Below are 14,931 nucleotides of genomic sequence, written 5' to 3' on the forward strand. Positions count from 1 at the left end.
AATAGGATTAATTTGTCTTGATGATAAGAAAAATCGCAATAATCGGATTGTCCGCTGTCTCTTTGGCAGCCTGTGCAGTCCCGGACAAAGTTGCTAAGCCGATCGAAGCGTCTGCTACACAGGCCGAGCAAGAACGTGCTCAGAAGCAGGCTTTTTCTACTCCAGAAGTCAAACGCCTAAAGCGCAAGGTTGCAATCGCGAGATTTTCCAATGAAACCCGGTATGGAAAAACATTCCTGAGAGACAACGAAGATGACCCTCTTGGCAAGCAGGCAACAGATATGTTGTCTTCACAACTAGTGGAATCTGGAAAGTTCTTGATTTTTGAACGTCCGGATATCGAGAAAATCAAAAAAGAGCAGGAATATATTCAAAACGTTAACATGGTTGGGGTTGATACGCTGATTGTTGGATCTGTCACAGAATTTGGCCGAAAAACTGTGGGCAAAAGTGGTTTCTTGAGTTCAACAAAAAAACAGGTTGCCCGGGCCAAAGTCGAAATTCGTCTGATTGATAGTAGAACGGGGCACGTTTTTTTCTCTGCGGATGGTGCAGGTGAGGCCACTAACGAGGCTGGAAGTGTCGTTGGTTTTGGCAACCGTGCGGAATATGATGCCACATTGAATGATCGGGCTATTGCTGCAGCAATTTCTTCGGTGATGAGCGAAGTTGTTCAGAAACTGGATGAGCGTACTTGGCGGACTGATATTCTTAGACAAGAAGGCAGTACTGTTTTTATCAGCGGGGGGGAACGTCAGGGGCTTTCTGTTGGAGATTTGCTTGTCGTGATGAAAGCTGGAGAAACTGTTCGCAGTGGGCAAAGTGGATTTGATATTCAGCTCCCGGCCGAAAAAATCGGATCCTTGAAGGTTGTCAGTTTTTTTGGCACGGACGAAACCAATGAAGGTTCAGTTACCCAAATTGTAGATGGGGTACTTGATCGTGTTGGCGAAGCTGAATTATTTGTTGCTGAGGAGGCAAACTAATGAAGAGATATTTCGTTCTTTTTTTCCTCGCTGTGTTTTTGCCTTCTTGTGCTCAGCCTGTTGAAACAACAAAAACCTTGGATGAACGTCCCAGTATCGGTTTTGACAATGTCCCGCAAACGGCTGAAATTTTTGTTGATGATCTGAGTATGGGAATTGTTGGCGATTACGATGGGAAAAGTCGAAGCCTGATACTTGTGAACGGTCGCCACAAAGTTAAGCTGATTCATGACGGTCAGGAGATCCTTTCTCAGGAAATCTACCTGAGGGGCCCGTCTGTTACAATCCTTCGTCCATAAACGCTGCTCTTAAGGGGGGAAGAAATAATGCGTTGTTTGAAGTACGCCGTTCTTTTGATGTCTGGCGCGATATTCTTAAGTGCTTGCGCTGCACCCGAGAAATATCATTGGGGAAGTTATGAACAGGATCTGCTTACTTATTATAAAGATAATGGGCAGCAGATTATTCTGGTAGAAAATTTGGGAATGATGATTGAGAAGGGGGAAGAACAAGGGCGTGTTCCCCCCGGGATTTACGCTGAATACGGATATTTGCTGCTTGAGAGTGGCAAGTTTGATGACAGCGTGACTTTTTTCAGGAAAGAGCAAGAAAGTTGGCCGGAATCTGAAACCTTAATGAATGCTATGATTCGCATAGCTGAAACGGAGGCTAAAAAACAATGATAACTATTGTCCGTTTCGTCCGATTTATGGTGGTTCCAGTGCTTTTATTAGCCCTTGGAGCTTGTCAGCATACAGCACAAGAACCGTATGATTATTCAAAACTCCGTGCGGACGACCCTCATTCTGTGCTTATTGTTTTACCCGTCAATCGAAGTGTTGAAGTTGAGGCGCCACAATACTTTCTTTCTACGATAAGCCGCCCTGTCGCAGAAAAAGGCTATTATGTGTTCCCGGTTAATCTAGTAAAACGGGTGATGGAAGAAGAGGGGATGTCCGACGCTGATTTGGTGTATAATTCTGATCCTACTGTGCTCGGTGAACTGTTTGGGGCAGATTCTATACTCTATATCTCCATTGATGAATGGACATCTAAATATATCGTGCTCGATACGCAAACGACGGTCAGTTTTTCCTATAGCTTGAAGAGTGGCCACTCTGGAGAGACACTTTGGGAGAGCTCTTCAAGTATTGCTTATTCTCCGAACCAAGGAAATTCCAATGGGGGATTAATTGGGCTCGTGGTTCAGGCTGTTGCTGCTGCAGTGGAAAAGGCTTCACCAAATTATATTCCCTTGAGCCGCAAAGCAAATTATTGGGCAGTTAATGCAACAGGTAAAGGATTACTGCCGGGACCCTACCACAAAGATTATGGGATGACTGAAGAAGCTCCTGCCGAACCTGTGGTTAACTAACGACATCATTCTGTCTCGCTGGATTGGCTAAAAGGCAGAGAAAATTTTCTCTGCCTTTTTCTTTTCTATTATCTGCTTCGGGCGATGTAGCGGATTTCTCTTCACATGAGGCTGTTTATAATAATCCAAGAGATTTGTGAGAATATCTGAATAGCCAGTTATCAAGCACATGTGCAGACCATCCAAATGAACGCTGATTAAAAGCAAACTCAATTATTTTAAAGAAATATATATTGAAACAGGTCGCTGTGTGACAACTCCGGCTACTTCCAGACGGGGAAACGTCCCTCGGCGGCGAGGTCGCTCATTTGTTGTTCCAGTGCTTTAATGAAGCTTTCTGTTTCTCCGGACCAATGTCTGGGCGACCCGACAAAAGCATCGCAGAAAAAGGGAACAAAAACGGCTTCCCCCCGGGGCAGGGCTTTTCCCAGGCCGTGAAGAAACAGGGGGGATATCGGTACATCAGGGAATTTTTTACTGATTATGGCGATCCCCTTTTTAAACTGGGTCAGCTCTTCCGGGTTGCCACGGGAGCCTTCGGGGAAAATGATCAGGATCTCTCCACGTTGCAAAGCTTCAAAGCTTGACGCCAGAGGGTTTCCGCCGCGTGTAACCCGTTTAACCGGGATAATGCCAATGATGTTAAGGGCAAACCAGGCAAGAAGAGGGTTTCTGAGGAAGTAGTCAGCAGCCGCGACCGGCCTTACTTTGGGTAAGAGTCTGAGGGGGAAAAGAGATAGAATTACCAGGGTGTCGAGGTGGGAGTTATGATTGGCAACAATCACGGCTGGCCCTTGCGCAGGAAGGAGCTCCCGGCGGCGGATATTCAACCCCATGGCAAGCAGTACCAAAGGCCTGACAATTATGACGATAAACAAGGCGCGGAGTAGCTGGTTGACCATGATCAGTAATAAAAATACCTGATATAATGAAAAAAGATCGGGGCGCTATAGGTCAGGCTGTCCAGACGATCAAGCAAGCCACCATGCCCTGGGATTGTACTGCCTGTGTCTTTGACCCCGAGATCCCGCTTGATTGCAGAGATTGTGACGTCGCCAATAAAACCTGCCAGGGCAGTAACAGCCCCGGCAATGCCAGCCATCATCAGCGACATGGGAGAAAGCAGCGGGCCAAGGGCAAGCGCGAGCAAGGAAGTTGAAAACATTCCACCGAGGAAACCGGCCCAGGTTTTCCCGGGGCTTACCTTGGGGATGATCTTGGGGCCACCGATTAGCTTGCCCCAGACATACTGGGCGACGTCGTTGAACTGGGTCAGGAGGACCAGCAGGAAGAGAAGGCCTGCGCCTGATTTGTCAAACTGCCGGACTGCGGTTGCGGGTGCGAGTTCAACAAGGGCACTTTCTGGCAAAACCAAAAGATAGGCGGCGTGGGACAGGGCAAAAACAGTCATCATCAGTCCCCAGCTCAGGGTGCCGATTGCCCTGAGGAAGCCTTCGGTTTCACCCAACAAGACCATGCGGAAAGGCAGGAAAAGAAAAACCCAGACGGGGATGAAAATGATGAACATGCCGTACCAGCCAGCATGGATCCAGTAAAACTGGATCGGAATGGCAAGATAGGCCCAGAAGAGAACCCGGTGATCGGCCCGGCGTGTCGGGATCATCGAGAGGTATTCTTTGAAAGCGAGAAAGGAAAGAAGTGCCAGAAAAATAACAGAGAGCGTGCGGTTGATAGCAATGGCAAAGATAAAAATTCCGGCCATGTACCACCAGGACTTTACCCGCAGCCAGAGCTCCTTGTGCACTTCATCGGCTTTGCCCCGGCGCATGACGGCGACCAGAAGGGTTGCGAACGCAAGAAGACCAAAAACACCGGCAATGACGTAGACAAGGTTTTCCGGGATGGGCAGGTCTTGCAAGGAGATCATGAAGGGGTGCTTTCGTCCGCTTCGCGCAGGGCTTTTTGCGCGCGATTAAAAAGTGTGTAACAGGACAGTCCGATCAGGATTGCCAGATAAACGGTGCTTAGCTGAGGGGAGATGAAATCAAAAGCAAGAAGAACCGCCAAAAGGCCAAAGGCAAAAGCCCGGTCACTTTTACCGAAGGGGCCGTCGTATCTTCTTGAGGCGCCGATCTGTACCGCAATGATCCCGGTCATCTCGACAATGATGCCAAGAAGGATCACCAGGGTACAAAGAACGGCTGAAACACCGGGTATCAAGGCAAAGGGGAGGTAGAGGGCAACATCGGCGAGTACATCCCCCAGTTCATTCAACACTGCACCGAGTCTGCTTTTCTGGTTGAACTCCCGTGCCATCATGCCATCGACGGCGTTAAGGGCCATCCGTATGAACAGGAGTACTGGCAGGGCCAGTAAAGGGAGGGCAGATCCTGGCGCAAGGGCGATCCAGATACCGCCAGCGCCGGAAAGGATCAGGGCGGCAAGAGTTATGTGATTGGCGACAAGGCCAATCTTGATAAAACGGGCGCAAATCGGCCGGAGCAGATTCTGAAATTGTGGCTTCAGATCATAAATCGTTATCACCTGCTCCCCCCGATAGCTTAATCACTGATAATACCCGCGATCATAAGTTGGGGATACGGGAGTTGTAAATCACTCAGTTGAATACTGTCTATGGTATGGGCCTGTGCCTTCTTGAGTTCATGATCTGGCCGGGTTTGTCAGCCTACGGTATCTCGTCTTTGGACATCTGGGCCAAGGGCTGGTTGCCCGGAACCAGCCAGCCACGGTAACTGATCAGGTGACCCCATAGGGGGAGAGAGATCTTTACTGAAAAATGGAAACGCCCTCGCTCATCCAGTTTCTCCTGTGTGTCACTGATCGGTGTCATCCAGCGGGGCAAAGGGCAGCCGAGAAAATAGGCCCGGATAACGACCATGTCGAGTATCCCTTCCTCTGAGACAGGCAGGGCCAAGAGAAAAGAAAGCGGTCCGAACTGCTCGATCTGCTCGCCTGGTTTTGCCGTTGATGGGCGAGACATGATGGATCTAAAGCTGTTCTTTCCAAATTTACGTTGCCATATCTCGCGATTGCCTTTTTTCTCAATCGTCACCTGTAACGGAATTTCCAATGTATCATCCGGAAATCCCATGATCTTTTTTATCAGTTTGGCAACCGGGTTACGACCACTTTTTACCGATGCCAAACCATGAAAAATCGCGAGGTCCTGAACTTTGTGCAACGTTTGGACAGGAAGAGGAAGGCGGTTGAATGCGTCCCCGAGAACCAGTTGATAGAGTGAGGGGGTTTCTTTTCTGACGGTTTGATAACTGGCTGGCAGTGTCGCGAGAGCTTGCTCAAGATCTTCCATTGCGAAGGCGCCAAGGCAGGGGCGCGCACCGGGTGATAAGGGGCCCGTTCCGGTGGGGGACTGAGAGGAAAGGAGGATTTTCTGTGCAAGTATCAAGCAGGGAAGAGCCGGAACAAAAGGCCCGTCACCCTTCTCAACAATCAGATCCCAACTGTGTTTGAAAAGTCGCCCCTTTCTGGTGCCTAGAACAGTGAGGAACATGCCTCCCCGATCCGTGCCAAAAGGTTTGAAGAGCCTGCTTGTGGCCATCAAGCTGTTTGTCAAAGGCAGAAGATTTCTGATCAAGCCAAATCTTGGCAGCAGGGACAGCAGCCAAAGACCCAGGTGTAACAGAGGATTCTCTAGTCCAACCCGGGTTTTGACTGCCCGGGCATTGTAGCGTTCAGGGAAAAGCCTGAGGTCGGGAAGCTCAATCAGGGCACTCCAGCGGCCCTTTAGGGAGGAGGCGGTATCTGTCTGTAATGTATGGCGGGTGAGACTTCCCCAACTCCATGCCTGAAACAGCTGGTTATCTCGCCAGATTTCCAGAGGTTGACCAGCCTGCTTGAGAACAGTCTCGACCAATGATCGCCCCCGAGGGGCCTTGTTGCCGGGCAGGATGGCACTTTCAATTAAAGCGATCTCATCCAGACCGGCAGTAAGATGGTCTGCCAGGACCGAGGTTATGGCTGGTGCGGTACTGGCACCTGAAAGAGCGATCCTGTTCTGAGCACGGGCAAGATCATCCAGCAGAGGAATGCCACGGACAAAATCGGGAGAGTCCGCCAGATCAAGATAGTGTGCACCTTGTTCCAGGGCAGCTTTTGCCAGTCGGTAAGGGTTGCGTCCATAGTCCTGAAAGGGACCCGCTGCATCAATGACCAGATCCGGGGACAGGAGCGCGAGTTGTTCGACCAGATCTGCTTCCCGTTCGAAATGTATGGCTGTTCCGCCATAACGTTTGCAGAAGCTGCGCGCCTTGGCGAGAGAGCGTCCGGCGACCAGAACAGAGAATTGCTTTTCCCGGATTAACAGGCGGCAAATCCGGCTGCCGAAAACGCCATAACCTCCGACCACCAGGATTGTTTTAATCAATGAAACGTTTCCTGATATCCGGCGTTGGAACCATACAGCTCTCGGATCGTCCAAAAATCCTGTAGCGGTTTTTGGCGATGCTTTCATAAAACCATCGATCAAGAGGAGAGGGAATAAAGCGGGCGAGCGATAGAAGACGCACGGGAAGAGGAAGTAAAGACATGATGGTTGTGAAAGCGTCCAAGCGGGCATAAGCCTGGCCGTTATAAACCAGCAGGTTGGTTTCGAAGTTCACCGGGTCAAGTCTGTAGTGTTGAAACAACGCCTGCCCCAAGGGAGATTGCGCGGCAGTAAAGTGGAATTTTTGTGCATGGTCATGTTTGAGGACAAATTTAATAAAGCCGGAACAGAGGATGCAAACCCCGTCATAAACAACCAGAGGACGGCTGTCGTCAAACCGGGGAACCGTGGCGTCTTCGGCAAATGAGTACGCCTTGAAGGGGAGAAAGGCTTTTGGCATGAGGGATCATATGGGGAGGAAATACCCCTTGTCGAGATGATTGTTCCGGGCAGGACAGGACCGAGGTGCATTAACGGTTTGATATCTCCTTTTTTGGTAAGCTTCTGGAGAGAGATTGGGGTGGTCAAGTTTGATTTGAAGGGGATTGCAGGGCCGGGAAGATGAACAAGATTGCCAGAAAAGTTTCAATTCTTATCGTCGCGATTGTTGTTATGGGCTGGAGCGGGATAGCCAGTGCCAATTGTGCAAGAAGTTATTCTGTTGCCTATTCGGACGACTATATCCCCTATCAGTACGAAGAGACAGGCAAAGGCCCTGCGGGGTTGGATATCGATATTATCAAGGCTGTCATGGACGAGTTGGGCTGTGACCTGGAAATCAGACTTGTGCCGCCAAAACGGGCACAGAAACTATTGCAGACAGGTGATCTTGATTTGATGCCAGCTGCATCTGTAACCGAGGAACGTCAAGGTTATGCCCATTTTTCCCTTCCCTACCGGGACGAGAAGGTTGTGATGTTTGTTCAGGTGAGCAAATGGGATCGCTATCAGGGGTATAGTATGGCTGACGCGATTGATCATCGGTTGCGGATGGTGGCAGGAATAGGCGGGTGGTACGGTGAGGAATATGGAAAAGAAAGCCAAAGGGCGATTGATAACGGCATCCTTGATCTGAATAACAGTACTCAAACCCGCATCAACCAATTGATTGTCGGAAGAGTTGATCTGGTGATTGCGGATCTTTTTGTCGGGTACCATCATGCGATCAAAGCAGATGAAGCAGACAAGATCATGCCGCTTCCTCACATCCTTAACAGTGACCCCGTACATTTCATGTTGAGCAAGGCTTCGGTTTCTGACAAGGAGGTAGAGGCATTCAATGTGGCGTTGAAGGCCGTTATTGAAAGTGTGGATTTCCAAACATTGTTGGAAAAGTATCGCCCAGCAAATACGGCGCCGATCAATTAGTTCAGCTTTTCAAAATCGATAGCAGCTCAGATGAACAGAAGGTGGAAGCCGGGATAATGTTTGTCGGGAGAGTTCTGGCATTATAGATTGGAGCAAATTGTGATGGTATACCCGAGTACTTTCTCTTGGGATCTAAGGGGTGAAGCCCTCAAACTGTTGCCTCTTGTAAAATTTGCTCATGGAGTTTCTGTAATATGCTGCCTCAAGGAATTATCCGAATTGATCGTGAAGCACCGGCAAGTGAAAGCAATATTGGGCAGGATGTGCTTCTTGCCGGGAAATCTGACACAAAACTCTGGAATGCTTTCACGGATCAGACCGGACAGTTCTCCGTAGGGCACTGGGCCAGCGGGAGTTGCAAGCTGAAGGTTTCCTATGATGAGAATGAGTTTTGTCTCTTGTTGAGCGGGAAGGCAATCTTGACTGATGAATCGGGTCAGAGTTGTGAGTTCGGACCCGGGGAAGCTTTTACCATCGCAGCCGGCTTTAAGGGGACCTGGGAATCAGTCGGAGATGTCGTCAAGATCTATGCGGCCTTTGAAGCAGCCTGATAGACAGGCTGTTCTGCTTTTCAGGACAAGAGAACATAAGTCCCAAACCCGCCGATAATAACAGCAGAGAGCAGGTTTATAGCTGTGATCGTGCCTGTGGACAGGCGGGTTCGCAGAAGGGCGCCAGTGGCTGCAATGCAGAACCACCAGCCCAGTGAACCGACAAAAATCCCTGAAGCAATTATCCAGCGCTCTGTTTGGGCTGCTTCGGCACCCAGTCCCGCAAAAATTGCCAGAAATGTCAGGATGGTCATGGGGTTCGTCATGGTCAGAGCGTAAGCACTGGTAAAAATAAGCAAAAGTCTGCTGGATTTTCTGCTTTCCAGCTTTGCAACTGCCGGGCGTTTGTGGTCCCGCAGTATTTTTAGAAGGCTGAACCCGGCCATCAAGAGCAGGATGGTGCCGCCCACGGTGCGGATAATATCATTGTAATCCAGCAGGACGCTGGTGATAGCTGTAAGGCCGAGCAGGGCAATAATACCATAAGACATGTCGGCAAGAGCAATGCCGAACCCTGTTGCGATGCCGGCTGACAGCCCGCGCTCAAGACTGAATTTCAGACAAAGCAGAGCCATGGGACCAACCGGTGCAGCTACCGCGAGGCCAATCAGCAACCCTTTTATGATCAAGATGAGCATGGGAGTGTATTTCCCTTGATTTGAACCCTGAAAACGATAGCCCCGAAAATCTAGACGGGCAGAATGGATGTTTCTTTTTCACTTTGCAGGACAACAATGGTTTCTGTTTTGGCAACAGCGGGTAATCTTTTGAGTCGTTGTTTTAAAAACTGTTGCAGGCCATTTGTGTCGACGACCCGTACCTTGGCAAGGTAGCTATGGGGACCAGTGATGTGGTGCAACTCCTGCAACTCGGGAAAACTGCGGGCTTCCTGGACAAAAGCGTCTTCGTCACAGTCAGGATGCAGGTCAACAAACAGAAAAGCTAGAAGATCGAGACCAACAGAACCGGGGGTGATGATCGCCTGGTTGCGCTGGATCGTTCCGTTGCTTTGAAGTTTGCGTACCCGTTCGTTTACAGCAGAGATACTCAGGCCAGTTTTCTCGGCGAGGAGGCTCATCGAGATCCGGTTGTCTTCCTGGAGGGAGGAGATTATTTTTCTGTCAATGTCATTCATATCAGGAAATATGCCTGATATTATAAAAATATCAAGATAATTTATTGTATTTTGTAAAATTTCAATAATTCCGAGGCCTCGACACAAAGGTTGAGGTCTCGGTATTATCTGTAACGCAGATTTCAGAGGCGTTTACGCCAGACTGAAACTTCTGACAGGCTGTGCTGGAATTTGCGCCGGGTTTCCCTGATGACAAAAGGGACATCCCGTGGCGGGCACACCATTTCAAATTCGGGGGTCAGGGTATCGCGCAAGCCATCAAGAGTTGTGTAGCTCTCTCCGGTGTTGGCCTTGAAACCCCCGAGCCAGTTTTCCCGTTGCGTGAATTCTTCCAGCCAGGTGTAGGGTGATGCCAGAACCAGCAGTCCTCCGGGCCGTATGCGTTGTTTGATAGTTTTGAGGAACTGGAGAGGGTCATAAAGTCGATCGATCAGGTTGCCGGCAAAAACAAGATCATAATTTGTATATTTGGCAGCGAGGTTACAGGCATCGCCCTGCATGAAGCTGATCCGGTCTTTGATGTTTTCGTAAGAATCAAAGTCGGAGAGTTTTATCTCTTTATAGCTGACCAGTTCACCTTCATCCTGGATTGTATAGCGCTGCGCACCCTTTTGTTGCAGGCTGGTCGGGGCCTGTATCAGTCGGGCAGAGAAATCTATTGCATCAACATGGTCAAAAACCCGGGCCAGCTCGAAAGATGCACGTCCTGTGGCACAGCCCAGGTCAAGCGCACGTTCTGTTCTGCCTTTTCCTGCGTGTTCGAGGCAAATCCTGGCACAGGCAACTGGAAAATTCGGCACAGAAAAGAACTCTTCGCCATAGTGAAACTCGATATACTGAGCCACAATGTCATCGGTTTCGTACATATTGACCTCATTTGCTGGAAGTTCATCAGCTTCAACGTACCGTAACCCGGAGTGCTGGAAAAAATGTCGGCGAAAGGCGTAGCGAGAATCCCTGATCGCATAATTCCCGGTAGAAATCCAGCAGCCGCCTTTGAAGATGTTATGCTTGCCATCAAACGTCGGGGTGGAAAAATCATCGTAGATGGGATGTACCCTGAAGCCTTCGAAACCATCAATCGGGGTTTCTGTCCACTGCCAGGCATTGCCGACAAGATCAAAAAATCCCTTGGCAAATTCGTGACGGTTAACCGGGCAGGATGACATCTCGCGCTCAAGGTTGATGTTGCCGGGAGCCTGTTCCCAGTCGGGTTGGTCTTCGGGAACAAGCGCACGCAATCTGTACCATTCAGCCTCTGTCGGCAGCCGGATAGATTTTCCTGTTTTTGCGGACTTCCAGTTACAGAAGGCTTTGGCTTCGAGGTAGTTCACATCAACTGGCCAGTCCCAGGGCATATCAATAAGAGAAAGCATGCTGCGATAGCGGTATTCCCCAGCCTGCTCTACCCAAAAGACCGGGTGTCTAGCCTTGCGATAGGAAGCCCACTTCCAGCCTTCTGTTGTCCAGTACTTTTCATTTTGATATCCGCCGTCGGTGACAAAGTCGAGATACTCCCGATTTGAGACGAGGAACTTACTGGCTTTGAACCCAGAGACATCCATATGTTTTTGTCCATATTCATTGTCCCAGCCATAGAGGTGATTGTTTTCTCCCTTACCCAGTGTAACCGTGCCGGCCGTAACCGGAAGCAGTTCGTTCTGTGGTGCCGAGCCGCTCTGTTTGCAGATGTTGCTCCAGATCCGGTGAGCTTGCAGCTTTTCCAGAGGAAGTTCGCGGATGAGAACCGAGGTGGTTTCAAGATGAATCCGTTCGTGTTCAATCCCCATCATGACGATCCAGAGCGGATCATTCTGAGTTATGGGTATGCGCAGATCGCAAGTCCGGATGAAGCGGTCAACCAGGTTCCGGGTCTTGTCGCGATAGTCTTTGACCTTTGCGGGGGTGGGCCAGACATAACTGGTGTCATTGAGGTCATCCCAGGACATTTCGTCGACCCCGATAGCGAGGCTGGATTCAATCTGTTCATCAATCCGTGTATCAATCAGTTTGGCGACATTAAGCTTGTTTATAAAAAAAACGGCTGTGTGCCCATAATAGAAAATCAGGGGATGGCGCAGGGGATTGGCCCGACGGTAGAAGGCCTCGTCATCAACAAGGCATTCGAAAATCGATTCATACAGTGAAAAGGTTTTATGAAAATAATTGAGAATTTCCTGGCGCTTTTCCTCGACTTGACCCTGATCAAGAATAACGGTGCGAGTGACAAGAAGCTCCTGATCAGAGAAGGTAATGTTCTGTTTCTGATCCCTGGTTATTTCCAATGACATGATGCTAAATCCCTGGTGACGTCTATCTGGGGCCTGTTCAAGCTATTTTATATAGGGTGCGGATGTTGTCTTCGCCCGGTAATGACGAAACTGTGATCGTGGAGAGCGATCATCGGTGATTAATTTTTTATCCTGTGAAGGGTAACGCAACATCTGGGCTGTAAAAAAGGAACATTTCCCCCTATTTCGTGAATGCGACAAAAAAGCAGTATGAAATTACTTTTAATACCGGTTTTCTTCCTTACATAACCTCTGTGAAAAATGGAGAATGATGATGGATGTATCTGCACGTGTTTCCCAAGCCTCTATCCTCGGCGCATATGAGCGGATACAACCGTTTATCAGAAGAACTCCGGTGCTGCGGGCACCTGCGGGGGAACTGCTTGAAACCAGTCCGGTGACGCTCAAGCTGGAACAGTTGCAACACGCCGGTTCGTTTAAAAGCCGGGGAGCTTTTAATGCGCTGTTGTCTGACGGAGATCTTCCCGAGGCAGGTGTGATTGCGGCATCGGGTGGAAACCATGGGGTGGCTGTTGCCTATGCAGCGAAACAGCTGGGCGTAAAAGTGGAAATTTTTGTTCCTGAAATCGTTTCTGCAAGCAAGCTGGCCAAGCTGGAAGAATACGGCGCTTCAATCCATGTGGTGGGCCATGACTTTGCAGCAGCACTGGCGGCTTGTTCCTTGCGTCAAAAGGAAACCGGAGCCCGGCTTCTGCATGCCTATGACCAGCATGACATTGTTTCCGGGCAAGGCACTGTTGGCCTTGAATTGTCCGAACAGGCACCTGAGCTGGACAGTCTCCTGGTCGCAGTTGGTGGTGGCGGGCTTATCGGAGGGATTGCTTCTTGGTATCAGGGCAGTTTGAAGATTATTGCCGTGGAGACAGAAGGCACTGCTACCCTTCACGCTGCGCGGCGGGAAGACAGGCCGACGGAGATAACAGTCTCGGGTCGTGCAGCTGATTCTCTGGGGGCCAGACAAATCGGACAAATCGGGTTTGAGGCAGCAAAGCGGTTTGTCAAAGAATCTGTCTTGGTGCGTGATGAGGCCGTTGCTCATGCGCAGGAAAGATTGTGGTCGGATTTCAGGGTTATTGCTGAGCCAGGGGGCGCGACCGCTTTTGCTGCCCTGCTTTCCGGGGCCTATCAACCTGGGAAAGATGAAAAGGTTGGTGTCCTTGTATGTGGAGGCAACGCCAATCTGGCAACCTTTTAACTGCTGAACCGCAGATTATGCACGACCCCGGCAGAGGTTAAGCCTTTTGTAAGTAGAATGGGCTATTCTCAAAGCTGTTCCGACAAATGGACTTCCCTAGAGTTAACGGGGATATGAGATTTGGAAACTGGTCTTGGCTTGATACCCGGCAGATTGAGGAACCTTCTGTGCTTGATGAGAAGCAGGAAGGCATGGGTTGGTTTTTTCTGTTTGCTTCTCTTTTTTAGCGGCAGGGGTGCGTTTGGCCAAGCGTTTGCAGAATCTGGAGAAAGCTCTTTCAATAAGCCCGTCCGGATCTGCGCTGACGAATTGGGTTTTCCCCCCTTTACCTATCTTGAAAAAGAAGTTCCCGACAAGCCGCAAAGAGAATTGACGGGGGCAAGTTATGAACTGATTTCACTCGTTTTTTCAGAAGCCGGTATTCCGGCGAAGGTCGAGTTGGCACCCTGGAAACGCTGCCTGGCAAGTGTAGCGCGCTTTTCGGTTGAAGGGGATTTTGAAATCTTTCTGGATGGTTCAAGTAATCGGGAAAGAGAAGGCCTCTATCTCCGTACCCAACCGGTTTATCTTGCCACCCGGGCAATCTATTATTCTAAAAAAAATCTTCCTCGTGCGACGCAAATACCAGAATTGGCAGCTTTGAATCAATATCGCCTCTGTGGAATTGCGGGCTATAATCTTCAGTGGCTGCGCTTGTACAGTGTAACCCAGTCTGTTGACCAGACGACCTATTCCTATGATCAGGCTTTTCACAAGCTTGACGAGGGAAGATGTGATTTTGTTATCGGTTACAAAGAACAGGTTGAGGGGCTGATAAAAGAGGGGGACCTGGCTCTGCCCAAAGATGTGGAAATCTTGAAAAACATGATTTTCCCGACAGAAACATTCTATTTGTGGATTTCGCGCAATTCTGAACGGGCAGATCATTTGCTGCAGATCGTCAATGATGGCATTGCCCTGCTGCAGCAGGACGGACGTTATGAGGATATTTTCCTGCGCTATGTAAAAGATGAGATGCTTGTGCGCTAGTATTTGTCTATGGGGACAGGCGTCAAGCTGGCCTCCTTGAAAGGCGAGGCCAGCTTGCGACAGGGGGGCAGCAGAAGGTTGTTGAGAGTTATTTCAGGCTTGCAACACCAAGCGGTACATCAAATTTCTCGCACCACACGTAAATTTCGTTGAACTGTGCGGGGTCAATAGAGGCAGGAAGCAGATATTCCTGTTTTCCGCTGTTGTGTTTCAGCGGGCTGAAAAGGGTGTTTTTGTTGATGCCATCATGTCCAAATGCCAGTTTTGGGTCGGGGGCCCCATCCAGGGAAAAATCTTCGCCAAGAATAACCTTGTAACTACCGTCACTGTTTTTGATCACCTCTACCTTGCCTGTGGTGATGTGGTCACTGCGTCCGGCAAAGGTTCCTTGTGAAATAATGTCCGCGGCTTGGGCCTGGCTAAAAGAGAATGCTGCAAGAGCAAAGATGATCCCTGTTAATAAATTGATATACTTACGCATTTGACTGTCTCCGTTTTATGTTAAGGTCGCTTTTTTTGATCAACAGAAACCTTGATTACTGTTGTGTCTGCTC

General features: G+C 49.5%; 17 protein-coding genes. 8 read left to right on the forward strand and 9 right to left on the reverse strand.

Translation table 11 applies throughout. The annotated features are described in order from the left end of the window. Nucleotides 1-20 precede the first annotated feature (20 nt). From O4H49_RS00085 to O4H49_RS00100, 4 genes are read left to right on the forward strand one after another with little or no spacing between them, the layout of a single operon-like run. Nucleotides 21-986: a CsgG/HfaB family protein gene (locus O4H49_RS00085; protein ID WP_269421367.1), complete on the forward strand. Its 966-nt coding sequence runs from the start codon at nucleotides 21-23 to the stop codon at nucleotides 984-986. Next, the gene (locus O4H49_RS00090) at nucleotides 986-1,285 is read left to right on the forward strand and encodes a hypothetical protein (protein WP_269421368.1); all 300 of its coding nucleotides are present in this window, start codon (nucleotides 986-988) and stop codon (nucleotides 1,283-1,285) included. The genes O4H49_RS00085 and O4H49_RS00090 overlap by 1 nt, the downstream gene beginning before the upstream one ends. A gap of 27 nt (nucleotides 1,286-1,312) precedes the next feature. Continuing rightward, entirely contained in the window at nucleotides 1,313-1,669 is a 357-nt protein-coding gene (locus O4H49_RS00095) for a DUF4810 domain-containing protein (protein WP_269421369.1), read from the forward strand. After that, nucleotides 1,666-2,361 carry a DUF799 domain-containing protein gene (locus tag O4H49_RS00100; protein ID WP_269421370.1) on the forward strand — a complete coding sequence of 232 codons (696 nt, stop codon included), beginning with the start codon at nucleotides 1,666-1,668 and terminating at the stop codon, nucleotides 2,359-2,361. Before O4H49_RS00095 ends, O4H49_RS00100 begins: the two co-directional genes overlap by 4 nt. A 263-nt stretch (nucleotides 2,362-2,624) precedes the next feature. Here the strand turns inward: O4H49_RS00100 and O4H49_RS00105 are convergent, their stop codons facing one another. The 5 genes from O4H49_RS00105 to O4H49_RS00125 form a co-directional block, all read right to left on the reverse strand. Then, nucleotides 2,625-3,263 (reverse strand): lysophospholipid acyltransferase family protein, encoded by a 639-nt coding sequence (locus tag O4H49_RS00105; RefSeq protein ID WP_269421371.1) that lies wholly within the window; start codon nucleotides 3,261-3,263, stop codon nucleotides 2,625-2,627. Nucleotides 3,264-3,265: 2 nt separating this feature from the next. Further along, nucleotides 3,266-4,249, reverse strand: a complete 984-nt coding sequence (locus tag O4H49_RS00110) for a phosphatidate cytidylyltransferase (RefSeq protein WP_269421372.1) — start codon at nucleotides 4,247-4,249, stop codon at nucleotides 3,266-3,268. Further along, the gene (locus tag O4H49_RS00115) at nucleotides 4,246-4,866 is read right to left on the reverse strand and encodes a CDP-alcohol phosphatidyltransferase family protein (protein ID WP_269421373.1); all 621 of its coding nucleotides are present in this window, start codon (nucleotides 4,864-4,866) and stop codon (nucleotides 4,246-4,248) included. The genes O4H49_RS00110 and O4H49_RS00115 overlap by 4 nt, the downstream gene beginning before the upstream one ends. Nucleotides 4,867-5,008: 142 nt before the next feature. Continuing rightward, nucleotides 5,009-6,727 carry an SDR family oxidoreductase gene (locus tag O4H49_RS00120; RefSeq protein WP_269421374.1) on the reverse strand — a complete coding sequence of 573 codons (1,719 nt, stop codon included), beginning with the start codon at nucleotides 6,725-6,727 and terminating at the stop codon, nucleotides 5,009-5,011. Then, on the reverse strand, nucleotides 6,720-7,187 hold the full coding sequence (locus O4H49_RS00125) for a thiol-disulfide oxidoreductase DCC family protein (protein ID WP_269421375.1): 468 nt from the start codon (nucleotides 7,185-7,187) through the stop codon (nucleotides 6,720-6,722). Before O4H49_RS00125 ends, O4H49_RS00120 begins: the two co-directional genes overlap by 8 nt. A 161-nt stretch (nucleotides 7,188-7,348) precedes the next feature. On the opposite strand from O4H49_RS00125, the gene O4H49_RS00130 reads away from it, so the two are divergent. Next, complete coding sequence (locus O4H49_RS00130; protein ID WP_269421376.1) at nucleotides 7,349-8,155, forward strand: substrate-binding periplasmic protein; 807 nt, start codon at nucleotides 7,349-7,351, stop codon at nucleotides 8,153-8,155. Between the two features lie 194 nt (nucleotides 8,156-8,349). Beyond that, nucleotides 8,350-8,706 carry a cupin domain-containing protein gene (locus O4H49_RS00135; RefSeq protein WP_269421377.1) on the forward strand — a complete coding sequence of 119 codons (357 nt, stop codon included), beginning with the start codon at nucleotides 8,350-8,352 and terminating at the stop codon, nucleotides 8,704-8,706. A 20-nt stretch (nucleotides 8,707-8,726) separates the two neighbouring features. Here the strand turns inward: O4H49_RS00135 and O4H49_RS00140 are convergent, their stop codons facing one another. The 3 genes from O4H49_RS00140 to ovoA all read right to left on the reverse strand — a co-directional run bounded on the left by O4H49_RS00140 (nucleotide 8,727) and on the right by ovoA (nucleotide 12,132). Further along, a complete protein-coding gene (locus O4H49_RS00140; protein WP_269421378.1) occupies nucleotides 8,727-9,344 on the reverse strand; it encodes a LysE family transporter in 618 nt (205 codons plus the stop codon). Between the two features lie 50 nt (nucleotides 9,345-9,394). Beyond that, nucleotides 9,395-9,841, reverse strand: coding sequence for an Lrp/AsnC family transcriptional regulator (locus O4H49_RS00145; protein ID WP_269421379.1), 447 nt, complete (start codon nucleotides 9,839-9,841; stop codon nucleotides 9,395-9,397). A gap of 122 nt (nucleotides 9,842-9,963) precedes the next feature. Next, the gene (gene ovoA, locus O4H49_RS00150; protein ID WP_269421380.1) at nucleotides 9,964-12,132 is read right to left on the reverse strand and encodes a 5-histidylcysteine sulfoxide synthase; all 2,169 of its coding nucleotides are present in this window, start codon (nucleotides 12,130-12,132) and stop codon (nucleotides 9,964-9,966) included. Nucleotides 12,133-12,406: 274 nt separating this feature from the next. On the opposite strand from ovoA, the gene O4H49_RS00155 reads away from it, so the two are divergent. After that, complete coding sequence (locus tag O4H49_RS00155) at nucleotides 12,407-13,348, forward strand: threonine/serine dehydratase (protein WP_269421381.1); 942 nt, start codon at nucleotides 12,407-12,409, stop codon at nucleotides 13,346-13,348. 309 nt (nucleotides 13,349-13,657) lie between these two features. Then, nucleotides 13,658-14,377 carry a substrate-binding periplasmic protein gene (locus O4H49_RS00160; protein WP_269421382.1) on the forward strand — a complete coding sequence of 240 codons (720 nt, stop codon included), beginning with the start codon at nucleotides 13,658-13,660 and terminating at the stop codon, nucleotides 14,375-14,377. An 88-nt stretch (nucleotides 14,378-14,465) separates the two neighbouring features. Here O4H49_RS00160 and O4H49_RS00165 read toward each other — a convergent pair whose 3' ends face one another. Beyond that, nucleotides 14,466-14,858: a DM13 domain-containing protein gene (locus O4H49_RS00165; RefSeq protein ID WP_269421383.1), complete on the reverse strand. Its 393-nt coding sequence runs from the start codon at nucleotides 14,856-14,858 to the stop codon at nucleotides 14,466-14,468. Nucleotides 14,859-14,931: the final 73 nt, after the last annotated feature.

Origin of the sequence: Kiloniella laminariae, from assembly GCF_027214005.1 — a bacterium.
Taxonomy (GTDB): Bacteria; Pseudomonadota; Alphaproteobacteria; order Kiloniellales; family Kiloniellaceae; genus Kiloniella; species Kiloniella laminariae_A.

Bases quoted from the DNA above. Each gene is read 5' to 3' on its own strand.
- O4H49_RS00085 (WP_269421367.1), top strand. From the start codon at position 21: ATGATAAGAAAAATCGCAATAATCGGATTGTCCGCTGTCTCTTTGGCA.
- O4H49_RS00125 (WP_269421375.1), bottom strand. From the start codon at position 7,187: ATGCCAAAAGCCTTTCTCCCCTTCAAGGCGTACTCATTTGCCGAAGAC.
- O4H49_RS00100 (WP_269421370.1), top strand. From the start codon at position 1,666: ATGATAACTATTGTCCGTTTCGTCCGATTTATGGTGGTTCCAGTGCTT.
- O4H49_RS00140 (WP_269421378.1), bottom strand. From the start codon at position 9,344: ATGCTCATCTTGATCATAAAAGGGTTGCTGATTGGCCTCGCGGTAGCT.
- O4H49_RS00155 (WP_269421381.1), top strand. From the start codon at position 12,407: ATGGATGTATCTGCACGTGTTTCCCAAGCCTCTATCCTCGGCGCATAT.
- O4H49_RS00110 (WP_269421372.1), bottom strand. From the start codon at position 4,249: ATGATCTCCTTGCAAGACCTGCCCATCCCGGAAAACCTTGTCTACGTC.
- O4H49_RS00130 (WP_269421376.1), top strand. From the start codon at position 7,349: ATGAACAAGATTGCCAGAAAAGTTTCAATTCTTATCGTCGCGATTGTT.
- O4H49_RS00090 (WP_269421368.1), top strand. From the start codon at position 986: ATGAAGAGATATTTCGTTCTTTTTTTCCTCGCTGTGTTTTTGCCTTCT.
- ovoA (WP_269421380.1), bottom strand. From the start codon at position 12,132: ATGTCATTGGAAATAACCAGGGATCAGAAACAGAACATTACCTTCTCT.
- O4H49_RS00135 (WP_269421377.1), top strand. From the start codon at position 8,350: ATGCTGCCTCAAGGAATTATCCGAATTGATCGTGAAGCACCGGCAAGT.
- O4H49_RS00145 (WP_269421379.1), bottom strand. From the start codon at position 9,841: ATGAATGACATTGACAGAAAAATAATCTCCTCCCTCCAGGAAGACAAC.
- O4H49_RS00165 (WP_269421383.1), bottom strand. From the start codon at position 14,858: ATGCGTAAGTATATCAATTTATTAACAGGGATCATCTTTGCTCTTGCA.
- O4H49_RS00105 (WP_269421371.1), bottom strand. From the start codon at position 3,263: ATGGTCAACCAGCTACTCCGCGCCTTGTTTATCGTCATAATTGTCAGG.
- O4H49_RS00095 (WP_269421369.1), top strand. From the start codon at position 1,313: ATGCGTTGTTTGAAGTACGCCGTTCTTTTGATGTCTGGCGCGATATTC.